Source organism: Ruegeria arenilitoris (assembly GCF_013031355.1).
GTDB classification, from domain to species: domain Bacteria; phylum Pseudomonadota; class Alphaproteobacteria; order Rhodobacterales; family Rhodobacteraceae; genus Ruegeria; species Ruegeria arenilitoris_C.
In genome coordinates this window covers 196,877-214,070 of sequence record NZ_WPZO01000001.1, presented here as the reverse complement: position 1 = coordinate 214,070, position 17,194 = coordinate 196,877, and the positions used below count along the sequence as shown (strand labels likewise).

Genomic DNA, 17,194 nt, shown 5'->3' with positions numbered 1-17,194 from the left:
AAATGGATCAGTTTACCATCAACCTGCTGTTTGTTGGCGCGTCCTTTGCGCTATACATCGGCATCGCGATCTGGGCCCGTGCGGGTTCCACATCGGAATTCTACGCCGCCGGTCGCGGCGTTCACCCGGTCACCAACGGTATGGCGACAGCGGCGGACTGGATGTCCGCGGCCTCGTTCATCTCGATGGCGGGCCTGATTGCCTTTACCGGCTATGACAACTCGACCTTCCTGATGGGTTGGACCGGTGGCTACGTGCTGCTGGCTCTGCTGCTTGCGCCTTACCTGCGTAAGTTCGGCAAATACACCGTCTCGGAATTCATCGGCGACCGCTTTTACAGCCAGACCGCACGTATCGTTGCTGTGATCTGTCTGATCGTCGCGTCGGTGACCTACGTTATCGGTCAGATGACCGGCGTGGGCGTGGCCTTTGGCCGCTTCCTTGAGGTCTCGAACACATCCGGTCTGCTGATCGGTGCCTGTGTCGTGTTTGCCTACGCGGTTTTCGGCGGGATGAAGGGTGTGACCTACACCCAGGTTGCTCAGTACTGCGTGCTGATCACAGCCTACACCATTCCGGCGATCTTCATCTCGCTGCAGCTGACCGGCACGCCGATCCCGGCTCTGGGTCTGTTCGGTGACACCGCCAGCGGTGAGCCCCTGCTGACCAAGCTGGACGCAATCGTGACCGAGTTGGGTTTTGCTGACTATACGGCGCACCACTCGAACACGCTGAACATGGTTCTGTTCACGCTGTCGCTGATGATCGGTACCGCCGGTTTGCCGCACGTGATCATGCGCTTCTTCACCGTGCCGAAAGTGTCTGACGCACGTTGGTCGGCTGGCTGGACGCTGGTCTTCATCGCTCTGCTGTACCTGACCGCCCCCGCGGTTGGCGCAATGGCGCGTCTGAACATCACCGACATGATGTGGCCCAACGGTGGCATCGAAGGTGGCGCTGTCTCGGTCGAGGAAATCGACACTGATCCGCGTTACGACTGGATGAAAACCTGGCAGAAAACCGGTCTTTTGGATTGGGAAGACAAGAACGGCGACGGCAAGATCCAGTACTATAACGACAAGTCCGAAAAGATGCAGGAAATTGCTGCGGAAAAGGGCTGGGTTGGCAACGAGCTGACCAAGTTCAACCGTGACATCCTGGTTCTGGCCAACCCCGAGATTGCCAACCTGCCGGGTTGGGTGATCGGTCTGGTCGCGGCCGGTGGTCTTGCGGCTGCTCTGTCGACTGCTGCGGGCCTGTTGCTGGCGATTTCGTCGGCTGTGTCCCACGACCTTGTCAAAGGCGCAATCAACCCGCAGATCTCGGAAAAAGGCGAGCTGATGGCGGCTCGGGTCGCAATGGCTGTGGCTATCGTTGTCGCAACCTATCTGGGTCTGAACCCACCGGGCTTTGCGGCTCAAACCGTGGCCTTGGCCTTCGGTCTGGCGGCTGCCTCGATCTTCCCGGCGCTGATGATGGGGATCTTCTCGACCCGCATCAACAACACCGGCGCGGTTGCAGGTATGCTGGCGGGTCTGACCGTTACGCTGATCTACATCTTCCTGCACAAGGGCTGGCTGTTCATTCCGGGCACCAACTCGTTCACCGATGCTGACCCGCTGCTGGGTCCGATCAAGTCGACTTCGTTCGGTGCCATCGGTGCGATGATCAACTTTGCAGTCGCATATGTTGTCGCCGGAATGACCAAAGAGACTCCGCAGGAGATCGTCGAATTGGTCGAAAGCGTTCGCATTCCCCGTGGCGCGGGCGCAGCTCAGAACAAATGAGCATGATGCGGCATCAGGCTAACTTCCATGTGCCGCATTTTTCGATCTACTACTCCCGTCCGGCACACCACCGGGCGGGATTTTTCAACCAAAGACCCAGGATTTCGTGATGCCCCTTTCACATGATCAGATCACCCGGTTTCTGAAATCCGTACACCCCTATGACGCCCTGCCCGCCACAGCACTGGACGACCTGGCCAAACAGATCGAGGTGCGCGAGGTGGATGAAGGCTCCCCGGTTTACAGACTGGGCCACAGCCTGCCCGGTATCTTCCTGATCTACGAAGGTCAGGTCGAGATCACCGATGAAAACGGCGCCGTAGTCTCTCATCTCGGGCTAAGAAATTCCTTTGGCGAGCGCGGCCTGCTGAAAGACGGCAAAGCCGCAACGCATGCGCACGCTGACACTCCGGCTGTTCTTTTTGTTTTGCCCCCCGCGGTGGTACGCCAGCTGATCGACAACCATGACTTCGTCGCCAAGTTCTTTAACCGAACACGCGGCGAACGGTCCGGACCGCAAAGCCTAGCCACCAGTGCGATTGATGTATTGATGGCCCGCAACCCGGCCACCTGCCCCGCAGCCATGCCGGTTCAGGAAGCTGCGCGGTTGATGCGTGACCGCCATATCTCAAGCCTTTGCGTGACCGAGGGCGAGTCGTTGTTGGGCATCGTCACGCTGCGCGACATCTCAGGCAAATACGTGGCGGACGCCATGCCCGAGGCCACGCCGGTGTCGGCAATCATGACCGCTGATCCGATCACCTTGTCGCCCTCCGATATCGGCTCGGATGTGCTGCATGTGATGATGGAACGCGGGATTGGTCACATCCCGGTTGCCGAGGGCGGCAAGCTGGTCGGCATCGTGACACAGACCGACCTGACCCATTATCAGGCCGTCAGTTCAGCCGAACTGGTCCGTCAGATCGCCCTTGCCAATTCGGCCTCTGAAATGGCACAGGTCACCGCCGAAATCCCTCAGTTGCTGGTGCAATTGGTTGCAGCAGGAAACCGGCACGAAATCGTCACCCGTCTAATCACCGACATTGCTGACACCGCGACCCGGCGGCTTCTGATGTTGGCCGAGAAAAAACTTGGCCCGCCGCCGGTGCCCTATTTATGGCTGGCCTGTGGCTCACAAGGGCGTCAGGAACAGACCGGCGTGTCGGATCAGGACAACTGCCTGGTGCTGGATGACCGGGTGACCGATGGGGATATGGCCTATTTCACAGAGTTGGCGAAATTCGTGTCAGACGGGCTGGATACCTGCGGATATTTCTACTGCCCCGGCGACATGATGGCGACCAATCCCCGTTGGTGTCAGCCGGTGCGCGTCTGGCGCGACTACTTCAAGGGCTGGATCGCGAAACCGAACCCCGAGGCGCAGATGCTGGCCTCGGTCATGTTCGACTTGCGCCCGATCGGTGGCGCATTCGAGTTGTTTACCGATCTTCAGTCCGACACGTTGGCTGCCGCCAATGCGAATTCGATCTTTGTCGCTCATATGATCTCGAACTCGCTGAAACACACACCGCCGCTTGGCCTGTTGCGGGGCTTTGCCACCATCCGCTCGGGCGAGCATCGCAATACGCTGGACCTTAAACACAACGGCGTGGTGCCGGTGGTGGATCTGGCCCGCGTCTACAGCCTGCAGGGCCAGTTGACCGAGGCCAACACCCGCGCCCGCCTGAAAGCTGCCGAAGCTGCCGGTGTGCTCAGCCCCGCAGGCGCGCGCGACATTCTGGACGCCTATGACCTGATTGCCGAAACCCGGCTGGAACATCAGGTGAGGCTGGTCAAATCCGGCGAAAAGCCCGACAACTATCTTCCGCCCTCCGCCCTGTCGGATTTTGAGCGGAGCCACCTGCGCGACGCCTTTGTTGTTGTAAAAACGATGCAATCTGCGGTGGGTCATGGCAAAGGTATGCTGGGCTAAACCAGAAAAACACTAAACGGACGCAAACGTCTGAAATTCGGAGAGACACATGTTTCTGGAACTGATCGGCACCATCTTTGCAGGCTTCGCCTTTGCAGGCGTGGTGATGGTTTTGAACAAACTGACGGGCGGCCGCCTGCCCCGCTGGGCGGCTCCGGTCGCCGCGGGTCTGGGCATGATCGGCATGACCATCGCCAGCGAATATTCCTGGTACGACCGCACCGTTGAAACCCTGCCCGACGGCATGGAAATCGTGCAAGAGGTCGAAAGCCGTGCCTTCTATCGCCCGTGGACTTATGCGGTGCCTTTCGTCGACCGGTTTGCAGCCATCGATACGGTCTCGGTCCGCACCAATGAACAGGTACCCCAGCAACGTCTTGTGGACATGTACTTCTTTGGCCGCTGGGCACCAATTTCGAAACTGCCGGTGGCCGTCGATTGCGCCTCCAACAGCCGGGCCAGCCTGGCCGATGGCGTTGAGTTTGGCGATGACGGCCATCTAATAAACGTCGACTGGCTGAGTGTCGAAGACGGTGACCCAATCATCGAGGCAACCTGCGGAGTGTAACATGCTGACCCGGCTAAGCCTGCGCATACGTATTTTCCTGTTTTTCTGCCTGCTGGCCTTGGGGGGCGTGGCGGTCAGCTCTCTGGCGCTGTGGATTAGCTACAGGCGCGCAGCCGACCCGGCCCTGGCAAATGCCTTCATATTCGCCGAAATCCTGATGGCCTTCGGCATGGTCGGGTTGATCGTCGGCGTGTGGCTGCTGTTTGACGACAATGTCGCCAAACCGATCGAGCGGTTGTCGGCTCAACTGCGCGCCCGTGCTCATGCCGGGGTCAGTACGGATGTCGACATGCAGGCCGCGCGCTACCTGGGCGATCTGGCCCCAGCTGCCGCCGGTCTCGCCGATCAATTGTCCGGCAAGACGATGGATGTCGCCGAAGCCGTGGCAGCCGAAACGGCGCATCTGGCCGCCGAAAAACAACGGTTGACGGCGCTGTTGACCGAGATTCCGGTGGCGATGGTTTTGGCCAGTCCGACCCATAAGATCGTTCTCTATGACGGTCAGGCTGCCGGGGTTCTGGCACAAATCGCACATCCTCGCCTGAATTCCTCTCTCTTCGAGTACCTGCAGCCCGCAGCTCTTCAAGAAGCCTATGAAAAACTAAGCAAAACCGGGCTCGAGGTTACTTGTACCCTGACCAGCATCGACGGCGCGCAGACCTACTCCGCGCGGATGAAACCGTTGGGCGACGCTCCAGGTTACCTGCTGATCTTTGATGACAGCGCAGCCAATATCGAACCAGAGGCCGCGCGGCCTCTGGTCTATGACTTCGACCTGCTGAACAGTGCGGCCGGAGGCCAGTTCGAAACCCTCGCGCTGCAGGATCTGTGCTTTGTCGTCTTTGACACCGAAACTACCGGGTTGCTGCCGCACAAGGATGAGATCGTTCAGATTGGCGCGGTTCGGGTGGTCAATGGCCGGATTGTCGAGGGTGAGAAACTGGACATGCTTGTCAATCCGGGGATGCCGATTCCGCCGGCATCGACCAAGGTTCACAAGGTCAGCGACCGCATGGTCGAAGGCGCACCGGATATTGCCGATGCCGGACGCACCTTTCACCAGTTTGCGCGGGATGCGGTGATTGTCGCGCACAACGCGCCCTTCGACATGGCCTTTCTGCGGCGTCACGCCAAACGTATGGATGTCGAATGGGGCCACCCCATTCTGGATACGGTCTTGTTGTCTGCGGTTCTGTTTGGGGCCAGCGACAAACACACGCTGGACGCCCTCTGCGACAGGTTGGAGATCACCATTCCGCACGAGCTGCGCCACACGGCGCTTGGGGATGCGGTCGCCACGGCGCAGGCATTGGTCAAGATGCTGCCGATGCTACAGGCGCGCGGCATGACGACCTTCGGGGCCGTCATCGAGGCCACCCGTCAGCACGGCCGTTTGCTGGAAGACCTGAACTAACCGTAAAATATTCGAGCCAAATTCACCTTTTCATGGACAATCCCCGCAGGCCGTGGCACCTGATGCGCGGCCACTGCACGAGCGCGCGATGACGGAAAAGACCTTCACCCCAACCCCGGATAACAGCCCCGCGTTTCGCGAAGCACTGGGGTGTTTCGGAACCGGAGTCACCGTTGTCACGACGGACTCGGGCAACGGACCGCGCGCGATCACCGTCAATTCGTTTTCTTCGGTGTCACTGGACCCGCCGCTGGTGTTGTGGTGTCTGGCCAACGATTCGCACCGGTTTAATTCCTTCAATGCGTGCCAGCACTATTCCATTCACGTGATGGCCGAAGAGCAGCAGGATCAGGCATTGCGGTTTGCGCGCGATGGGCTGGATTTCTCACACGCCGTTTGGGAAACCGATCACAAGGGTCGACCACAGCTGGCCAATTGTCTGGCTCGGTTCGACTGCAAGCTTCATGCCAAACACGAGGCTGGGGATCACCTGATCCTCGTTGGTGAGGTCGAACAGGTGATGTACCGCACCGGCAAGGGCCTGATTTTCAAGCGCGGTCAGTTCGGCGGGTTCGCGGACCTGCTTTAATCGTCCAATGATCCGTGAACGGCCAGCGCCTCAAGCTGCGTTTCCTGAGGGGTGATGATGCGAAATGCCTCGTGCACGCCACTTTCGGACAATTCGCGCGCAACGGTCAGCAGAGTATTGGGCGCGTGCTCTTCACACAGTTCGGCCATGTGGGCGATCTCGGTCTGCGCCACTCCTAACGCGGCCTCGACCGAAGGCGCGCCGTAGAATTGCACAAAATGCTCGGCCAGGTTTTGGGCGATCTGTTCTAGTTCCGATTGCTCGATCTGTGTGACGGCTACAAAGGTCACCCGTCCGAATGTCTCGACCCCCAGCCAGCCGTTCGAAAAGGCCTGCCGAGCCTTGCCTTCCAGATCGGCCTGCCCCCAGTTCGAAAACTCGAACCCGCCCGAGATGCACCATTCTCCGGTCCGGGCCGGGGAATGGAAGACGTTGATGTCGCTTTCGTCGAAATGGATCGCGCGCGCCAGTTTCATCATCCGTTCTCCAACAATTCGGTCAGGGGGCGCAGGTGGGTTTCGGCACCGTCGCGGATCAGCATCCCGAACCGTTCGTCCGTGCCCAGAAAAACGCCCGTGTCACAGGGTTCACCGACACCGCGCAGCAAGCCCATCCATTCACCGTGCAAGGGCGCATTGCCGTCTTCCTGCCAGCGGTTGAGCCAGGTCAGCATATGCCGCGACCAGCTTTCGACCAGTTGCACCGGCGACACCTCGGCGCAGCCTTCATCATAGAGGGCCGTCACATCCGGAGTTTCACCCGGTGCCGCGCTGGTTTGCATTAGCGCCAGTTCCCATCCGACCACCAGCCAGTCGGGCTCTTCATCCACAGTTGCTGCGGACGCTGCAACACGGAACGCACCGCATTTCGCGCCGTTCACACAGATCAACCCCTCCCAGCCCAGGTGCACCGCAACTTCGGGCGGAGCCAGAGCGCCCAGCGCGTTCTGGAATCCGACGGCGCAGAGGGGTAACATCGCTATTGCATCCTGCAACGGAACCTCGGGGGCGAAGACAATCGCCACCCGCAGCCGGTCGGCCTGAATATTGTATACGACCGACCCGGCATCGCAGCCCAGCGCGGCCATGGACTGTGCGCGTTCGAACGGGTCTTCCCCACCCTGCACCGGATGGCCCGACAGCAACGGGGGGAAGACAGGCTGGCTCATGCGTTGCCCTTGGCGATCATGTCGCGGGCGATCTTGCGGAATGCGTCGGCCTGCGGGCTGTCGGGTTTACTGACAACGATCGGGGCACCGCCATCGGCCGCGACCCGGATATCCAGGTGCAGAGGGATTTCCCCCAGCAGCGGTACGCCCAGCGCCTCGGCCTCGGACTTCACACCGCCATGACCGAACACATGCTCCTCGTGCCCGCAGTTGGAACAGATATGGGTGGACATGTTCTCGATCATACCAACGATGGGCGTCTTGAGCTGGTTGAACATGTCGATCCCCTTGCGAGCGTCGATCAGGGCCACGTCCTGCGGGGTGGAAACAACAATGGCGCCGTCCACCTTGAACTTCTGGCTCAGCGTCAGCTGCACGTCGCCGGTTCCCGGTGGCAGGTCAACGATCAGCACGTCCAGCGCGCCCCATTGCACCTGATTCATCATCTGCTGCAGCGCGCCCATCAGCATCGGGCCACGCCAAACAACCGCCTGCCCTTCATTGGTCATCAAACCCATCGACATCATGGTGACGCCGTGATTGCGCAGCGGCAGGATGGTCTTGCCATCCGGGCTGGCCGGACGGCCCGAGACACCCAGCATCCGGGGCTGCGACGGGCCGTAGACGTCGGCGTCCAACAGACCCACACGACGGCCCTCAGCCGCCAAGGCACAGGCGAGGTTGGCCGAAACGGTGGATTTGCCGACACCGCCCTTGCCCGAAGCTACGGCAATAATCCGGTCCACACCCGGAACGGCCTGCGGACCGGTTTGCGAGGGCTTGGGTTTAGGCTTCAGATCCGGCGGTGCCTTGTCGGAATGCGCGGTCAACATGGCCGAGACCTTGGCCACCCCGTCAACCATCTGCGCGGCTTTCTCGGCAGTCGCGCGAACCGGCTCCATCTGCTCGGCGTGCTTCGGGTCAATCTCCAGCACAAAGCGCACCGTGTCGCCTTCGACGTTCAGCGCACGCACCACACCTGCGCTGACGATATCCTGTCCGGAAACAGGATCAGTGATCTTCTTCAGGTTCGCCAGAACCGCGTCACGAACACTCATGCTATTACCCCTTTGACTTGCCCCACCACGAGGTTGCGTTTCATTGCACGTGTCTCCGTCTAGTTCAGTTCATTTGACGCATTCGGGGCCGGACCGTTAGGCTGGGCCATGCGCTTTGTCCTCTTGTGCCTGAGCCTGACGCTCTCTACCAGTCCCTCTTGGTCGCAGGAGGCATTGGGTCTGGCCGCCCCGGCCGATGTGAAAGACTCTGGTCTGTTGCAACATATCCTTCCACGCTTCTCTCTCAAGACCGGGATACGCGTTATTGCGGATGATGGGGGTGTTTTAGTGCTGGAAACCGAGCCGCCGGGCGATCCGGTCTTTACCCGCGACGGAGTGATCTATCACCTGCGGATCGAAGGCGACGCCAGGCACGAACGGTTCCGCGATTGGTTGTTGTCCGATATCGGCAAGAACACGGTCGAAAGCTTTACCCCTGAACACGGCGCGCCCTTCTCTGCCCGTTTCGAGGTCAAGGCGGCGCAAACCGACACGGTGATCGACGGTGACACCGCCCGAGGTGAGGAACTGTCGATGACCCATTGCGGACGCTGCCACGTGATCGGGCCAAAGAACCGCATGAACGGATTGGGCTCGACCCCCTCTTTTGCCGTGCTGCGCGCGATGCCCGACTGGTCGGAACGGTTCGAGGCCTTCTTTGCGCTGAATCCCCATCCCGCCTTCACCCAGATCGACGGGCTGACCCCGCCTTTTGATCCCGCGCGCCCCTCGCCCATTCATCCGGTCGAAATGACATTTGAAGACCTGGAAGCCATCCTTGCCTTCGTCTCGGTCATCAAGGCGGCCGATCTGGGCGCACCGCTACAGCTTCAGTGATCCTTGCGTTTTGAGAAATAGTCCTCTGTCGTAACCACCTTGGGCTTGGGATTGGACTGGAACGGGTTGTCCTGCTGCTGGAACTGCGCGTTAACACGACAATTGTCGCACATCTGGATCATCCGCGCCTTGTCCGAGGTGGCAAACATCGGATGCGTACCTGCGAGTTTATCCATGATCCGCTCGATAGTGGATTTCACGCCAAACAGGGCGCCGCATTCGACACAGGCAAAGGGTTCCTCTTCATTCAGCACCTGCTGAGACAGGGCCGCATCGCTGAGGTCAAGCTGCGGGACCAGAGTAATGGCATCCTCGGGGCAGATGCCCTTGCACAGCCCGCATTGCAGACAGGCGTCCTGCTGAAAGTTCAGCTGCGGCTTGTCCGGGTTATCAACCAAAGCCCCCGACGGGCAGAGCGAGACACAGCTGAGGCACAGCGTGCAGGCATCCGTATTCACAGCCACCACCCCATAAGGCGCGTTTTCAGGCAAGGGCAACGGAGCCTCCGCCTTTGGGTTCAGCGCCTGCGCCGACAGTCGCGCGATTTGTCTGCGGTTGCCCAAGGGCAGCACCGGATCGGCCAGCGGTGGCGGGACGTCCTGCGCGTATAGCAGATCCGCCATCGCTTCCGGGTCGACCTCATCCATCAGCCCCACCTTGCCCGGCCCGGCAATCGCCTGCGCCAGTGCCAGTTCCCGGTCCAGCGCGTCACGTTCTGTGGTTGGAGCCAGCAGCACATCAACCCGGGCAAAGCCGTGCGCCAGTGCGGCTAACATCTCGGCATGGCCAAAGCCCGAGATCACGTTCAACTCCAGCGGAACGACATCCGCGGGCAGACCGCGCCCGAACCTGGCGGCCAGCCGGATCATCTCTGCCCCGTGGGCGTCATGCACCAACAACCGTGGGGCGGTCCCTCCCGCACGCCGATAGGTGCGCGCAAGAATGTGCATTCGAGACAACAGGGCCGAGACCGGCGGGTCTTCGTAGGTGATCGCGGTCGACGGGCACACCGCCGCGCATTCGCCGCACCCGGCGCAGATCATTGGGTCGATGGTCACATGCTCGCCAGCCGGAGTGATCGCACCCGTTGGGCAGATATCCAGACAGTTGGTGCAGGCCACCTGTTCTGCGCGGGAATGGGCGCAGAGCGTCTCTTCCATCCGCACGTATAGCGGTTTTTCGAAGGTCCCGACTAACTGCACCGCCTCGAATGCCAGTCGTTCGACTGCGACTGCATCCTTGGGATCGGCGCGCAAATACCCCTCACGCTTGGCGGGGGCTTGCACGAACGGTGTTCCGCCGGTCAGATCGATCACGATATCACAGGCCGATTTCGCCCCGTCGCGCGGCGTGGACCAAGCAAAAGCGCCACGCCCGCCCGGTTCGATCTGCTGCAAGCCGTCCAGCCGCAGCGTGAACCCGCCCAGCGCACCGGTCAGCGACCGTACCCGCCCGCGCACCACGTCAAAGGCCCGCGAGATCGGCTGGGCGTCATCGGTGACCAGCACCGTAACCGCCAGCGTCGTCGCCAGACGTTCGGCCAGATCGAAACACAGCTCCCCCGGTCCGATGATGAAACAGGTGCCCTCGCTGAAGACGTCCACGCTGGTTGTGATCGGTTGCGGCAGCAACGCCTCGGCGGCCAGAGCGGCCATCTTGGGCGCTGCATCCGCGCCCTGCTCGGACCAACCGGCCCGGTCGCGCAGATCCACAAACCCCGGCGTTTCGATATTCAGCTCTTCGGCAAGTGCACCAAACACCTCCTGCTCCTGCCCGCAGGCAATCACGGCGTCCCCGTCCTGCATTAGCGAGGCCGCAGTTTCCAGCTCAGAAGTACACAGGGCCGTATGAACCCGGGAACACGCAGTACCGCAGGCCGACGCGATATTCTCGGCGTCCAGTTCTTGCGTCCCCGCGCAGTCGCAAAGCAGAATTTTTGTGCCCATGGCCTCCCCTCCCGGACGTCCTTCCCTTCTGAGGTTCAGATTAGGGTGTCTGCTAAAAGTGGCAATCCCCGCAGGTCAAACTACCTGCGTACAGGGTCCATGAAATGGCGCAGACTCATAAACAATCGGTGATTGCGTCCATTCGGAGCAGTTCAGGCTTGGCACAAAGCCAGATTGTGTACCATAGTGGACGCAATGGAAGGCAGGGGAGAGCCTTCCGGGGAGGACTAAGTGGCGAAGGCCGCAAGCCAGATTGAAATGCCAATCGGCGTCGTCGTGCGCAAAACACCCGGTGTAACCCGCTGGGCGAAATGGAACTGGCGCGCAGTTGCCGTTTTGCCCGGTGCTGGACCTGCCGACTGGCAGGAACTGCGCCGCGAGGGTGAAGCTGTGGAGTATCACGCGGCGACCCTCCCGCTTACATTATGGGCAGATGAGACCGAGGCCTACATGGTCAACCTCTCAGACGGCCAGCCCTCAATCTACCTTATTTTGCGTGACGCTCTGGATGGCGAACGGCCTATGGATGCGGTGCTGATCACGGCGTCCCCGTTCGAGGGGCAGGACTATGCCGACACCGGGGAAGAGATCGTCGAAAAAATCCCCATGACCGAAGGGTTGATCGCCTGGGTTCGGGATTTCGCGCTGGAGCACCACCGCGATGAGGTCTTTGTCAAACGGCGCCGCGACAAGAAGCGGACAGATCTGGTCGAGGACGGCAAGGGCGATGCCCGTATCCGTCAGGCCTCGGATGTCTACCGCGCCCCGCGGAGGATCGTGCAATGACGCAAGCCCGCGATTTCTGGTCCCGACGCAAGGCCGCTGTTCAGGCCGAGGCCGAAGCTGAGGTTATCGCGGCCGAGGAACAAGCCATCGTAGCGCAGCAGGCTGAACTGGAAGAAAAGTCGGATGCCGAGATACTGGCCGAGTTCAACCTGCCCGACCCCGATCAGTTGCAGGTTGGGGATGACGTCTCGGGTTTCATGGCCAAGGCGGTGCCCGACCGTCTGCGCCGACGCGCGCTGCGGAGGTTGTGGCGGCTGAACCCCGTGTTGGCCAATGTGGACGGGCTGGTTGACTATGGCGAGGACTATACCGACGCTGCCTGCGTGATCGAAAACATCCCCACCGCCTATCAAGTCGGCAAGGGTATGTTGGCCCATATCGAAGCCTTGGCAGCAGAGTCCGAAGAGAGTGAGCCCGATCCCGTCACCGAAGAACCGGAGCCAGAAGTGATCGATGAACCGACGCCTGAACCGGTTGTGACAGCCGAGGCAGAAGCCCCCGAAGAGGTCGACCTGCGCCCCACCCCACGCCGCATGAAATTCGAGTTTGAAGGATAACCCCATGGCCGCAAGCAACGCGCAAAATCTGGATGTTTCGGCCGAGGATCGACTGCGCGCGGATTTCTACAACTTCCTCGGACTGATGCTGGCAGCACCGCCGGATCAGTTGCTGCTGGATCAGGTGGCTGGTCTGACCGGGGATGAGACTGACTTGGGTCAGGCCATTCAGGCCATGGCGCGAGTGGCAAAGGTGACCAAACCCGCGGCGGCGGAACGTGAGTTCAACGCCCTGTTCATCGGGTTGGGACGCGGTGAGTTGCTGCCCTATGCCAGTTTCTACCTGACCGGATTCCTGAACGAGAAACCTCTGGCCCAGCTGCGCAACGACATGGCCGCTCGCGGCATCACTCGGGCGCAGAACGTGTTCGAACCCGAAGACAACATCGCATCGCTGATGGAGATGATGGCGGGCATGATTGTAGGCCGCTTTGGCGCGCCCGCTTCGCTCGAGGATCAGAAAGCGTTCTGGAACAAGCATATCGGCCCCTGGGCCACGCATTTCTATTCGGATTTGGAAGCTGCTGAAAACTCGGTTCTCTATGCCTCGGTCGGCACCGCCGGTCGGGTATTCATGGAGATAGAGCGGGAGGCGTTCCGAATGACGGCGGCATAACCCGCCACTCGCCAGCGCCCGAGTTGGCGCTAAATCGCAAATGGGAAAGGAGGAGCCCATGAGCAAGACCAAGGAAGAAGGTGCCACGCGCCGCGACTTCCTAAAACTGGCCGGAACCGCAGCGCCTGCTGCCGTTGCCGCCGCCACCCTGACCGGGAAAGCCGAGGCAGGCGAACTGCCAACGGACGAAACCCGGATGCAGGACACCGCGCATACCCGCGCGTATCTGGAAAGCGCGCGCTTCTAAGCCGCCTCGACCTCGCCCGGCCCACTGCCCGGACGTTGTCACCACCCGACTGACGGTTGCGATTGGCCCTGACGTCGGCAGCAGAAGTACCAAGCCAGCCATGGCTTACATGGCGAGCAAGGGAGGAAACCAATGTTAAGGAAAAAGACCAACGGGGTTGCGAGACGCCCCCAGCGGACAAGTATCCTGTCCCAAATCGGCGAGAAAACCGTCGATCGCCGCGCATTCCTGCGTGGCTCGGGCCTGACGATCGGCGGCCTCGCCGCGATCAGCGCCACGGGTGGAACCGTGACGCCAGCCAGCGCCCAAACAGCGGCCAACACCGCCGTCGAAAACATCAAATCCGTATGCACCCACTGTTCGGTCGGCTGTACCGTTGTCGCCGAAGTGCAGAACGGCGTCTGGATCGGACAGGAACCCGGATGGGACAGCCCGTTTAATCTGGGTGCACACTGCGCCAAGGGGGCCTCGGTTCGCGAGCATGCCCATGGCGAACGCCGCCTGAAATACCCGATGAAAAAGGAAGGTGGCGAGTGGAAGCGCATCAGCTGGGAAGAGGCGATCAACGAGATCGGCGACGGCATGATGAGCATCCGCGAGGAATCCGGACCGGACAGCGTGTACTGGCTGGGTTCGGCGAAGCACAACAACGAACAGGCCTATCTGTTCCGCAAGTTCGCCGCCTACTGGGGCACGAACAACGTGGACCATCAGGCCCGTATCTGCCACTCAACCACGGTTGCGGGTGTTGCGAATACATGGGGCTACGGCGCCATGACCAACTCGTACAATGACATCCATAACTCTCGGGCCATCTTCATCATCGGCGGCAACCCGGCCGAGGCCCATCCCGTTTCGCTGCTGCACGTTCTGCGCGCGAAAGAGCAGAACAACGCCCCGCTGATCGTCTGCGACCCGCGCTTCACGCGCACCGCGGCGCATGCGGATGAATATGTCCGGTTCCGCCCCGGCACAGACGTTGCTTTGATCTGGGGAATCCTGTGGCACATCTTCGACAACGGCTGGGAGGACAAAGAGTTCATCCGCACCCGCGTCTGGGGTATGGACCAGATCCGTGAAGAGGTTGCCAAGTGGAACCCGGATGAGGTCGAACGTGTCACCGGTACTCCGGGATCGCAGCTAAAACGTGTTGCACGCACCATGGCCAACAACCGTCCCGGCACCGTGATCTGGTGTATGGGCGGCACACAGCACACCAATGGCAACAACAACACCCGTGCTTACTGCGTGCTTCAGCTTGCCTTGGGCAACATGGGCACCTCGGGTGGTGGCACCAACATCTTCCGTGGCCATGACAACGTGCAGGGCGCGACGGACCTTGGTGTCCTGTCCCACACCCTGCCCGGCTATTACGGGTTGTCGAACGGCGCATGGGGCCATTGGAGCCGCGTCTGGGGTGAAGATCTGGATTGGCTGAAAGGTCAGTTCGCCACGATCAAGGACAAGGAAGGCAAGGACAAGCCGCTAATGAACGAGCGCGGCATCCCGGTCTCGCGCTGGATCGACGGTGTTCTGGAAGACCCGGCTAACATGGATCAGGACAACAACGTCCGCGCCATGGTTCTGTGGGGTCACGCTCCGAACTCGCAAACGCGAGGCCCGGAGATGAAAACGGCGATGGAGAAGCTGGACATGCTGGTCGTAATCGACCCGTATCCCACCGTCTCGGCCGTTCTGCATGACCGCACCGATGGCGTCTACCTGTTGCCCGCCTGTACGCAGTTCGAAACCCGTGGCTCGGTCACGGCGTCGAACCGTTCGCTGCAGTGGCGCGACAAGGTGGTAGAACCGCTGTTCGAAAGCCTGCCGGACGAGGTCATCATGGCCAAATTCGCCAACAAGTTCGGCTGGGCGGATCGGCTGTTCCGCAATATCGAGATGGACGACCCCGAAACCCCCAATGTTGAAAGCATCACGCGTGAGTTCAACAGGGGCCTCTGGACCATCGGCTATACCGGTCAGTCGCCAGAACGTCTGAAAAGCCACATGGCCAACCAGCACACGTTCGACAGAACCACGCTGCAAGCCATTGGTGGACCAAACGACGGCGAGTACTATGGCCTACCCTGGCCCTGCTGGGGAACGCCGGAAATGGGTCATACAGGGACACCAAACCTCTATGACATGTCCAAACCGGTGGCCGAAGGCGGCCTGACCTTCCGCGCGCGCTTTGGCGTGGAACGTGATGGCGACAACCTGCTGGCCGAAGGGGTCTATAGCGCTGGATCGGAAATTCAGGATGGCTATCCCGAATTCACGATGCAGATGCTGATGGACCTTGGTTGGGACGGTGACCTGACGGCCGAAGAACGTGCCGCCATCGACGCCGTTGCGGGACCAGAGACCAACTGGAAAACCGACCTGTCAGGCGGCATCCAGCGGGTTGCGATCGAGCATGGCTGCGCGCCCTTCGGGAACGCCAAAGCCCGCGCGGTCGTCTGGACCTTCCCGGATCCGATTCCACTGCATCGCGAACCGCTCTATACCAACCGGCGCGATCTGGTGGAGGACTATCCGACCTACGAGGACCGTCAGGCCTATCGCCTGCCCACCCTTTATGCCTCGATCCAAAAGAACGACTTTTCAAAGGATTACCCGATAATCCTCACGTCTGGTCGTCTGGTCGAATATGAAGGCGGCGGCGAAGAAACCCGGTCGAACCCGTGGCTGGCCGAGCTGCAGCAGGACATGTTCGTCGAGATCAACCCGCGCGATGCCAACAACCTTGGTATCCGTGACGGGCAACAGGTCTGGGTCGAAGGTCCCGAAGGCGGCAAGGTCAAGGTGATGGCGATGCTGACCAACAGGGTCGGCGCCGGCGTGGCCTTCATGCCATTCCACTTTGGCGGCCATTTCCAAGGTGAAGACCTGCGGCACAAATACCCCGCAGGAGCCGATCCTTATGTCTTGGGTGAAAGTTCCAACACCGCCCAGACCTATGGCTACGATTCAGTGACCCAGATGCAGGAGACCAAAGCGACTCTCTGCAAAATCTCGGCAGCGTAAGGAGGACGATAATGGCTAGAGCAAAGTTTCTCTGCGACGCTGAACGCTGCATCGAATGCAACGCCTGCGTCACCGCGTGCAAGAACGAGCACGAGGTCCCATGGGGCATCAACCGCCGCAGGGTGGTGACGATCAATGACGGCAACCCGGGCGAACGCTCGATCTCGGTGGCCTGTATGCATTGTTCGGATGCGCCATGCATGGCGGTGTGCCCGGTCGACTGCTTCTATCAGAACGAAGAAGGGGTCGTCCTGCACTCCAAGGACCTGTGCATCGGCTGCGGCTATTGTTTCTATGCGTGCCCGTTCGGCGCGCCGCAATACCCGCAGGCGGGCAACTTCGGATCGCGCGGCAAGATGGACAAATGTACCTTCTGCGCTGGCGGCCCCGAGGAAACGCACTCGACCGCAGAGTTTGCCAAATATGGTCGCAACCGGATCGCCGAGGGCAAACTGCCCCTCTGCGCCGAGATGTGTTCCACCAAGGCCCTGCTTGCCGGTGACGGCGACGTGGTCTCGGCCATTTACCGCGAGCGTGTCGTCGCGCGCGGGTTTGGCTCGGGCGCGTGGGGCTGGGGCACGGCTTACGACCAGAAAGACGGCTGATCCGTCTGTTTAAAAAACAGGTGACCCGCCCATGCGGGTCGCCTGCTTTGGAATTT

The 17,194-nt window shown here is 60.7% G+C and carries 16 protein-coding genes; 12 read left to right on the top strand and 4 right to left on the bottom strand.

The features are described from left to right. Positions 1-2: 2 nt before the first annotated feature. The 5 genes from GOX63_RS01050 (at position 3) to GOX63_RS01030 (ending at position 6,291) form a co-directional block, all read left to right on the top strand. The gene (locus GOX63_RS01050; protein WP_170324635.1) at positions 3-1,787 is read left to right on the top strand and encodes a sodium:solute symporter family protein; all 1,785 of its coding nucleotides are present in this window, start codon (positions 3-5) and stop codon (positions 1,785-1,787) included. Between the two features lie 109 nt (positions 1,788-1,896). Further along, complete coding sequence (locus GOX63_RS01045) at positions 1,897-3,720, top strand: DUF294 nucleotidyltransferase-like domain-containing protein (RefSeq protein WP_170324634.1); 1,824 nt, start codon at positions 1,897-1,899, stop codon at positions 3,718-3,720. Positions 3,721-3,769: 49 nt separating this feature from the next. Then, entirely contained in the window at positions 3,770-4,288 is a 519-nt protein-coding gene (locus tag GOX63_RS01040; protein ID WP_170324633.1) for a hypothetical protein, read from the top strand. Position 4,289: 1 nt separating this feature from the next. Beyond that, on the top strand, positions 4,290-5,702 hold the full coding sequence (locus GOX63_RS01035) for a 3'-5' exonuclease (RefSeq protein WP_170324632.1): 1,413 nt from the start codon (positions 4,290-4,292) through the stop codon (positions 5,700-5,702). 88 nt (positions 5,703-5,790) lie between these two features. After that, positions 5,791-6,291, top strand: coding sequence for a flavin reductase family protein (locus tag GOX63_RS01030; RefSeq protein WP_170324631.1), 501 nt, complete (start codon positions 5,791-5,793; stop codon positions 6,289-6,291). Here GOX63_RS01030 and GOX63_RS01025 read toward each other — a convergent pair. Genes GOX63_RS01025 through GOX63_RS01015 form a run of 3 tightly spaced genes read right to left on the bottom strand, consistent with a single transcriptional unit; the run spans position 6,288 to position 8,517 of the window. Then, entirely contained in the window at positions 6,288-6,767 is a 480-nt protein-coding gene (locus GOX63_RS01025; protein ID WP_170324630.1) for a DUF6505 family protein, read from the bottom strand. The two genes, GOX63_RS01030 and GOX63_RS01025, sit on opposite strands and share 4 nt — an antisense overlap. After that, positions 6,767-7,459: a biotin/lipoate--protein ligase family protein gene (locus tag GOX63_RS01020; RefSeq protein ID WP_170324629.1), complete on the bottom strand. Its 693-nt coding sequence runs from the start codon at positions 7,457-7,459 to the stop codon at positions 6,767-6,769. The genes GOX63_RS01025 and GOX63_RS01020 overlap by 1 nt, the downstream gene beginning before the upstream one ends. Then, positions 7,456-8,517, bottom strand: a complete 1,062-nt coding sequence (locus GOX63_RS01015) for an Mrp/NBP35 family ATP-binding protein (protein WP_170324628.1) — start codon at positions 8,515-8,517, stop codon at positions 7,456-7,458. Before GOX63_RS01015 ends, GOX63_RS01020 begins: the two co-directional genes overlap by 4 nt. A 108-nt stretch (positions 8,518-8,625) precedes the next feature. On the opposite strand from GOX63_RS01015, the gene GOX63_RS01010 reads away from it, so the two are divergent. Further along, on the top strand, positions 8,626-9,354 hold the full coding sequence (locus GOX63_RS01010; protein WP_170324627.1) for a c-type cytochrome: 729 nt from the start codon (positions 8,626-8,628) through the stop codon (positions 9,352-9,354). Here the strand turns inward: GOX63_RS01010 and GOX63_RS01005 are convergent. Next, on the bottom strand, positions 9,348-11,300 hold the full coding sequence (locus GOX63_RS01005; protein ID WP_170324626.1) for a 4Fe-4S binding protein: 1,953 nt from the start codon (positions 11,298-11,300) through the stop codon (positions 9,348-9,350). The genes GOX63_RS01010 and GOX63_RS01005 overlap by 7 nt on opposite strands. A gap of 231 nt (positions 11,301-11,531) precedes the next feature. Between GOX63_RS01005 and GOX63_RS01000 the strand changes: the two genes are divergently transcribed. From GOX63_RS01000 to fdh3B, 6 genes are all read left to right on the top strand, one after another. Continuing rightward, entirely contained in the window at positions 11,532-12,086 is a 555-nt protein-coding gene (locus GOX63_RS01000; RefSeq protein ID WP_170544544.1) for a DUF3305 domain-containing protein, read from the top strand. Beyond that, positions 12,083-12,643: a DUF3306 domain-containing protein gene (locus GOX63_RS00995; protein ID WP_170324624.1), complete on the top strand. Its 561-nt coding sequence runs from the start codon at positions 12,083-12,085 to the stop codon at positions 12,641-12,643. Before GOX63_RS01000 ends, GOX63_RS00995 begins: the two co-directional genes overlap by 4 nt. 4 nt (positions 12,644-12,647) lie before the next feature. Further along, positions 12,648-13,259 carry a TorD/DmsD family molecular chaperone gene (locus tag GOX63_RS00990; RefSeq protein WP_170324623.1) on the top strand — a complete coding sequence of 204 codons (612 nt, stop codon included), beginning with the start codon at positions 12,648-12,650 and terminating at the stop codon, positions 13,257-13,259. 58 nt (positions 13,260-13,317) lie between these two features. Beyond that, positions 13,318-13,506: a ubiquinol-cytochrome c reductase iron-sulfur subunit N-terminal domain-containing protein gene (locus GOX63_RS00985; protein WP_170324622.1), complete on the top strand. Its 189-nt coding sequence runs from the start codon at positions 13,318-13,320 to the stop codon at positions 13,504-13,506. 132 nt (positions 13,507-13,638) lie between these two features. Beyond that, positions 13,639-16,533 carry a formate dehydrogenase subunit alpha gene (locus GOX63_RS00980; RefSeq protein ID WP_170544541.1) on the top strand — a complete coding sequence of 965 codons (2,895 nt, stop codon included), beginning with the start codon at positions 13,639-13,641 and terminating at the stop codon, positions 16,531-16,533. Between the two features lie 11 nt (positions 16,534-16,544). Further along, positions 16,545-17,138 carry a formate dehydrogenase FDH3 subunit beta gene (gene fdh3B, locus GOX63_RS00975; protein WP_170324620.1) on the top strand — a complete coding sequence of 198 codons (594 nt, stop codon included), beginning with the start codon at positions 16,545-16,547 and terminating at the stop codon, positions 17,136-17,138. Positions 17,139-17,194: the final 56 nt, after the last annotated feature.

Bases quoted from the DNA above. Each gene is read 5' to 3' on its own strand.
- GOX63_RS00995 (WP_170324624.1), top strand. From the start codon at position 12,083: ATGACGCAAGCCCGCGATTTCTGGTCCCGACGCAAGGCCGCTGTTCAG.
- GOX63_RS01040 (WP_170324633.1), top strand. From the start codon at position 3,770: ATGTTTCTGGAACTGATCGGCACCATCTTTGCAGGCTTCGCCTTTGCA.
- GOX63_RS01050 (WP_170324635.1), top strand. From the start codon at position 3: ATGGATCAGTTTACCATCAACCTGCTGTTTGTTGGCGCGTCCTTTGCG.
- GOX63_RS00980 (WP_170544541.1), top strand. From the start codon at position 13,639: ATGTTAAGGAAAAAGACCAACGGGGTTGCGAGACGCCCCCAGCGGACA.
- GOX63_RS00990 (WP_170324623.1), top strand. From the start codon at position 12,648: ATGGCCGCAAGCAACGCGCAAAATCTGGATGTTTCGGCCGAGGATCGA.
- GOX63_RS01010 (WP_170324627.1), top strand. From the start codon at position 8,626: ATGCGCTTTGTCCTCTTGTGCCTGAGCCTGACGCTCTCTACCAGTCCC.
- GOX63_RS01025 (WP_170324630.1), bottom strand. From the start codon at position 6,767: ATGAAACTGGCGCGCGCGATCCATTTCGACGAAAGCGACATCAACGTC.
- GOX63_RS01035 (WP_170324632.1), top strand. From the start codon at position 4,290: ATGCTGACCCGGCTAAGCCTGCGCATACGTATTTTCCTGTTTTTCTGC.
- GOX63_RS01005 (WP_170324626.1), bottom strand. From the start codon at position 11,300: ATGGGCACAAAAATTCTGCTTTGCGACTGCGCGGGGACGCAAGAACTG.
- GOX63_RS01015 (WP_170324628.1), bottom strand. From the start codon at position 8,517: ATGAGTGTTCGTGACGCGGTTCTGGCGAACCTGAAGAAGATCACTGAT.
- fdh3B (WP_170324620.1), top strand. From the start codon at position 16,545: ATGGCTAGAGCAAAGTTTCTCTGCGACGCTGAACGCTGCATCGAATGC.
- GOX63_RS01030 (WP_170324631.1), top strand. From the start codon at position 5,791: ATGACGGAAAAGACCTTCACCCCAACCCCGGATAACAGCCCCGCGTTT.
- GOX63_RS01045 (WP_170324634.1), top strand. From the start codon at position 1,897: ATGCCCCTTTCACATGATCAGATCACCCGGTTTCTGAAATCCGTACAC.
- GOX63_RS00985 (WP_170324622.1), top strand. From the start codon at position 13,318: ATGAGCAAGACCAAGGAAGAAGGTGCCACGCGCCGCGACTTCCTAAAA.
- GOX63_RS01020 (WP_170324629.1), bottom strand. From the start codon at position 7,459: ATGAGCCAGCCTGTCTTCCCCCCGTTGCTGTCGGGCCATCCGGTGCAG.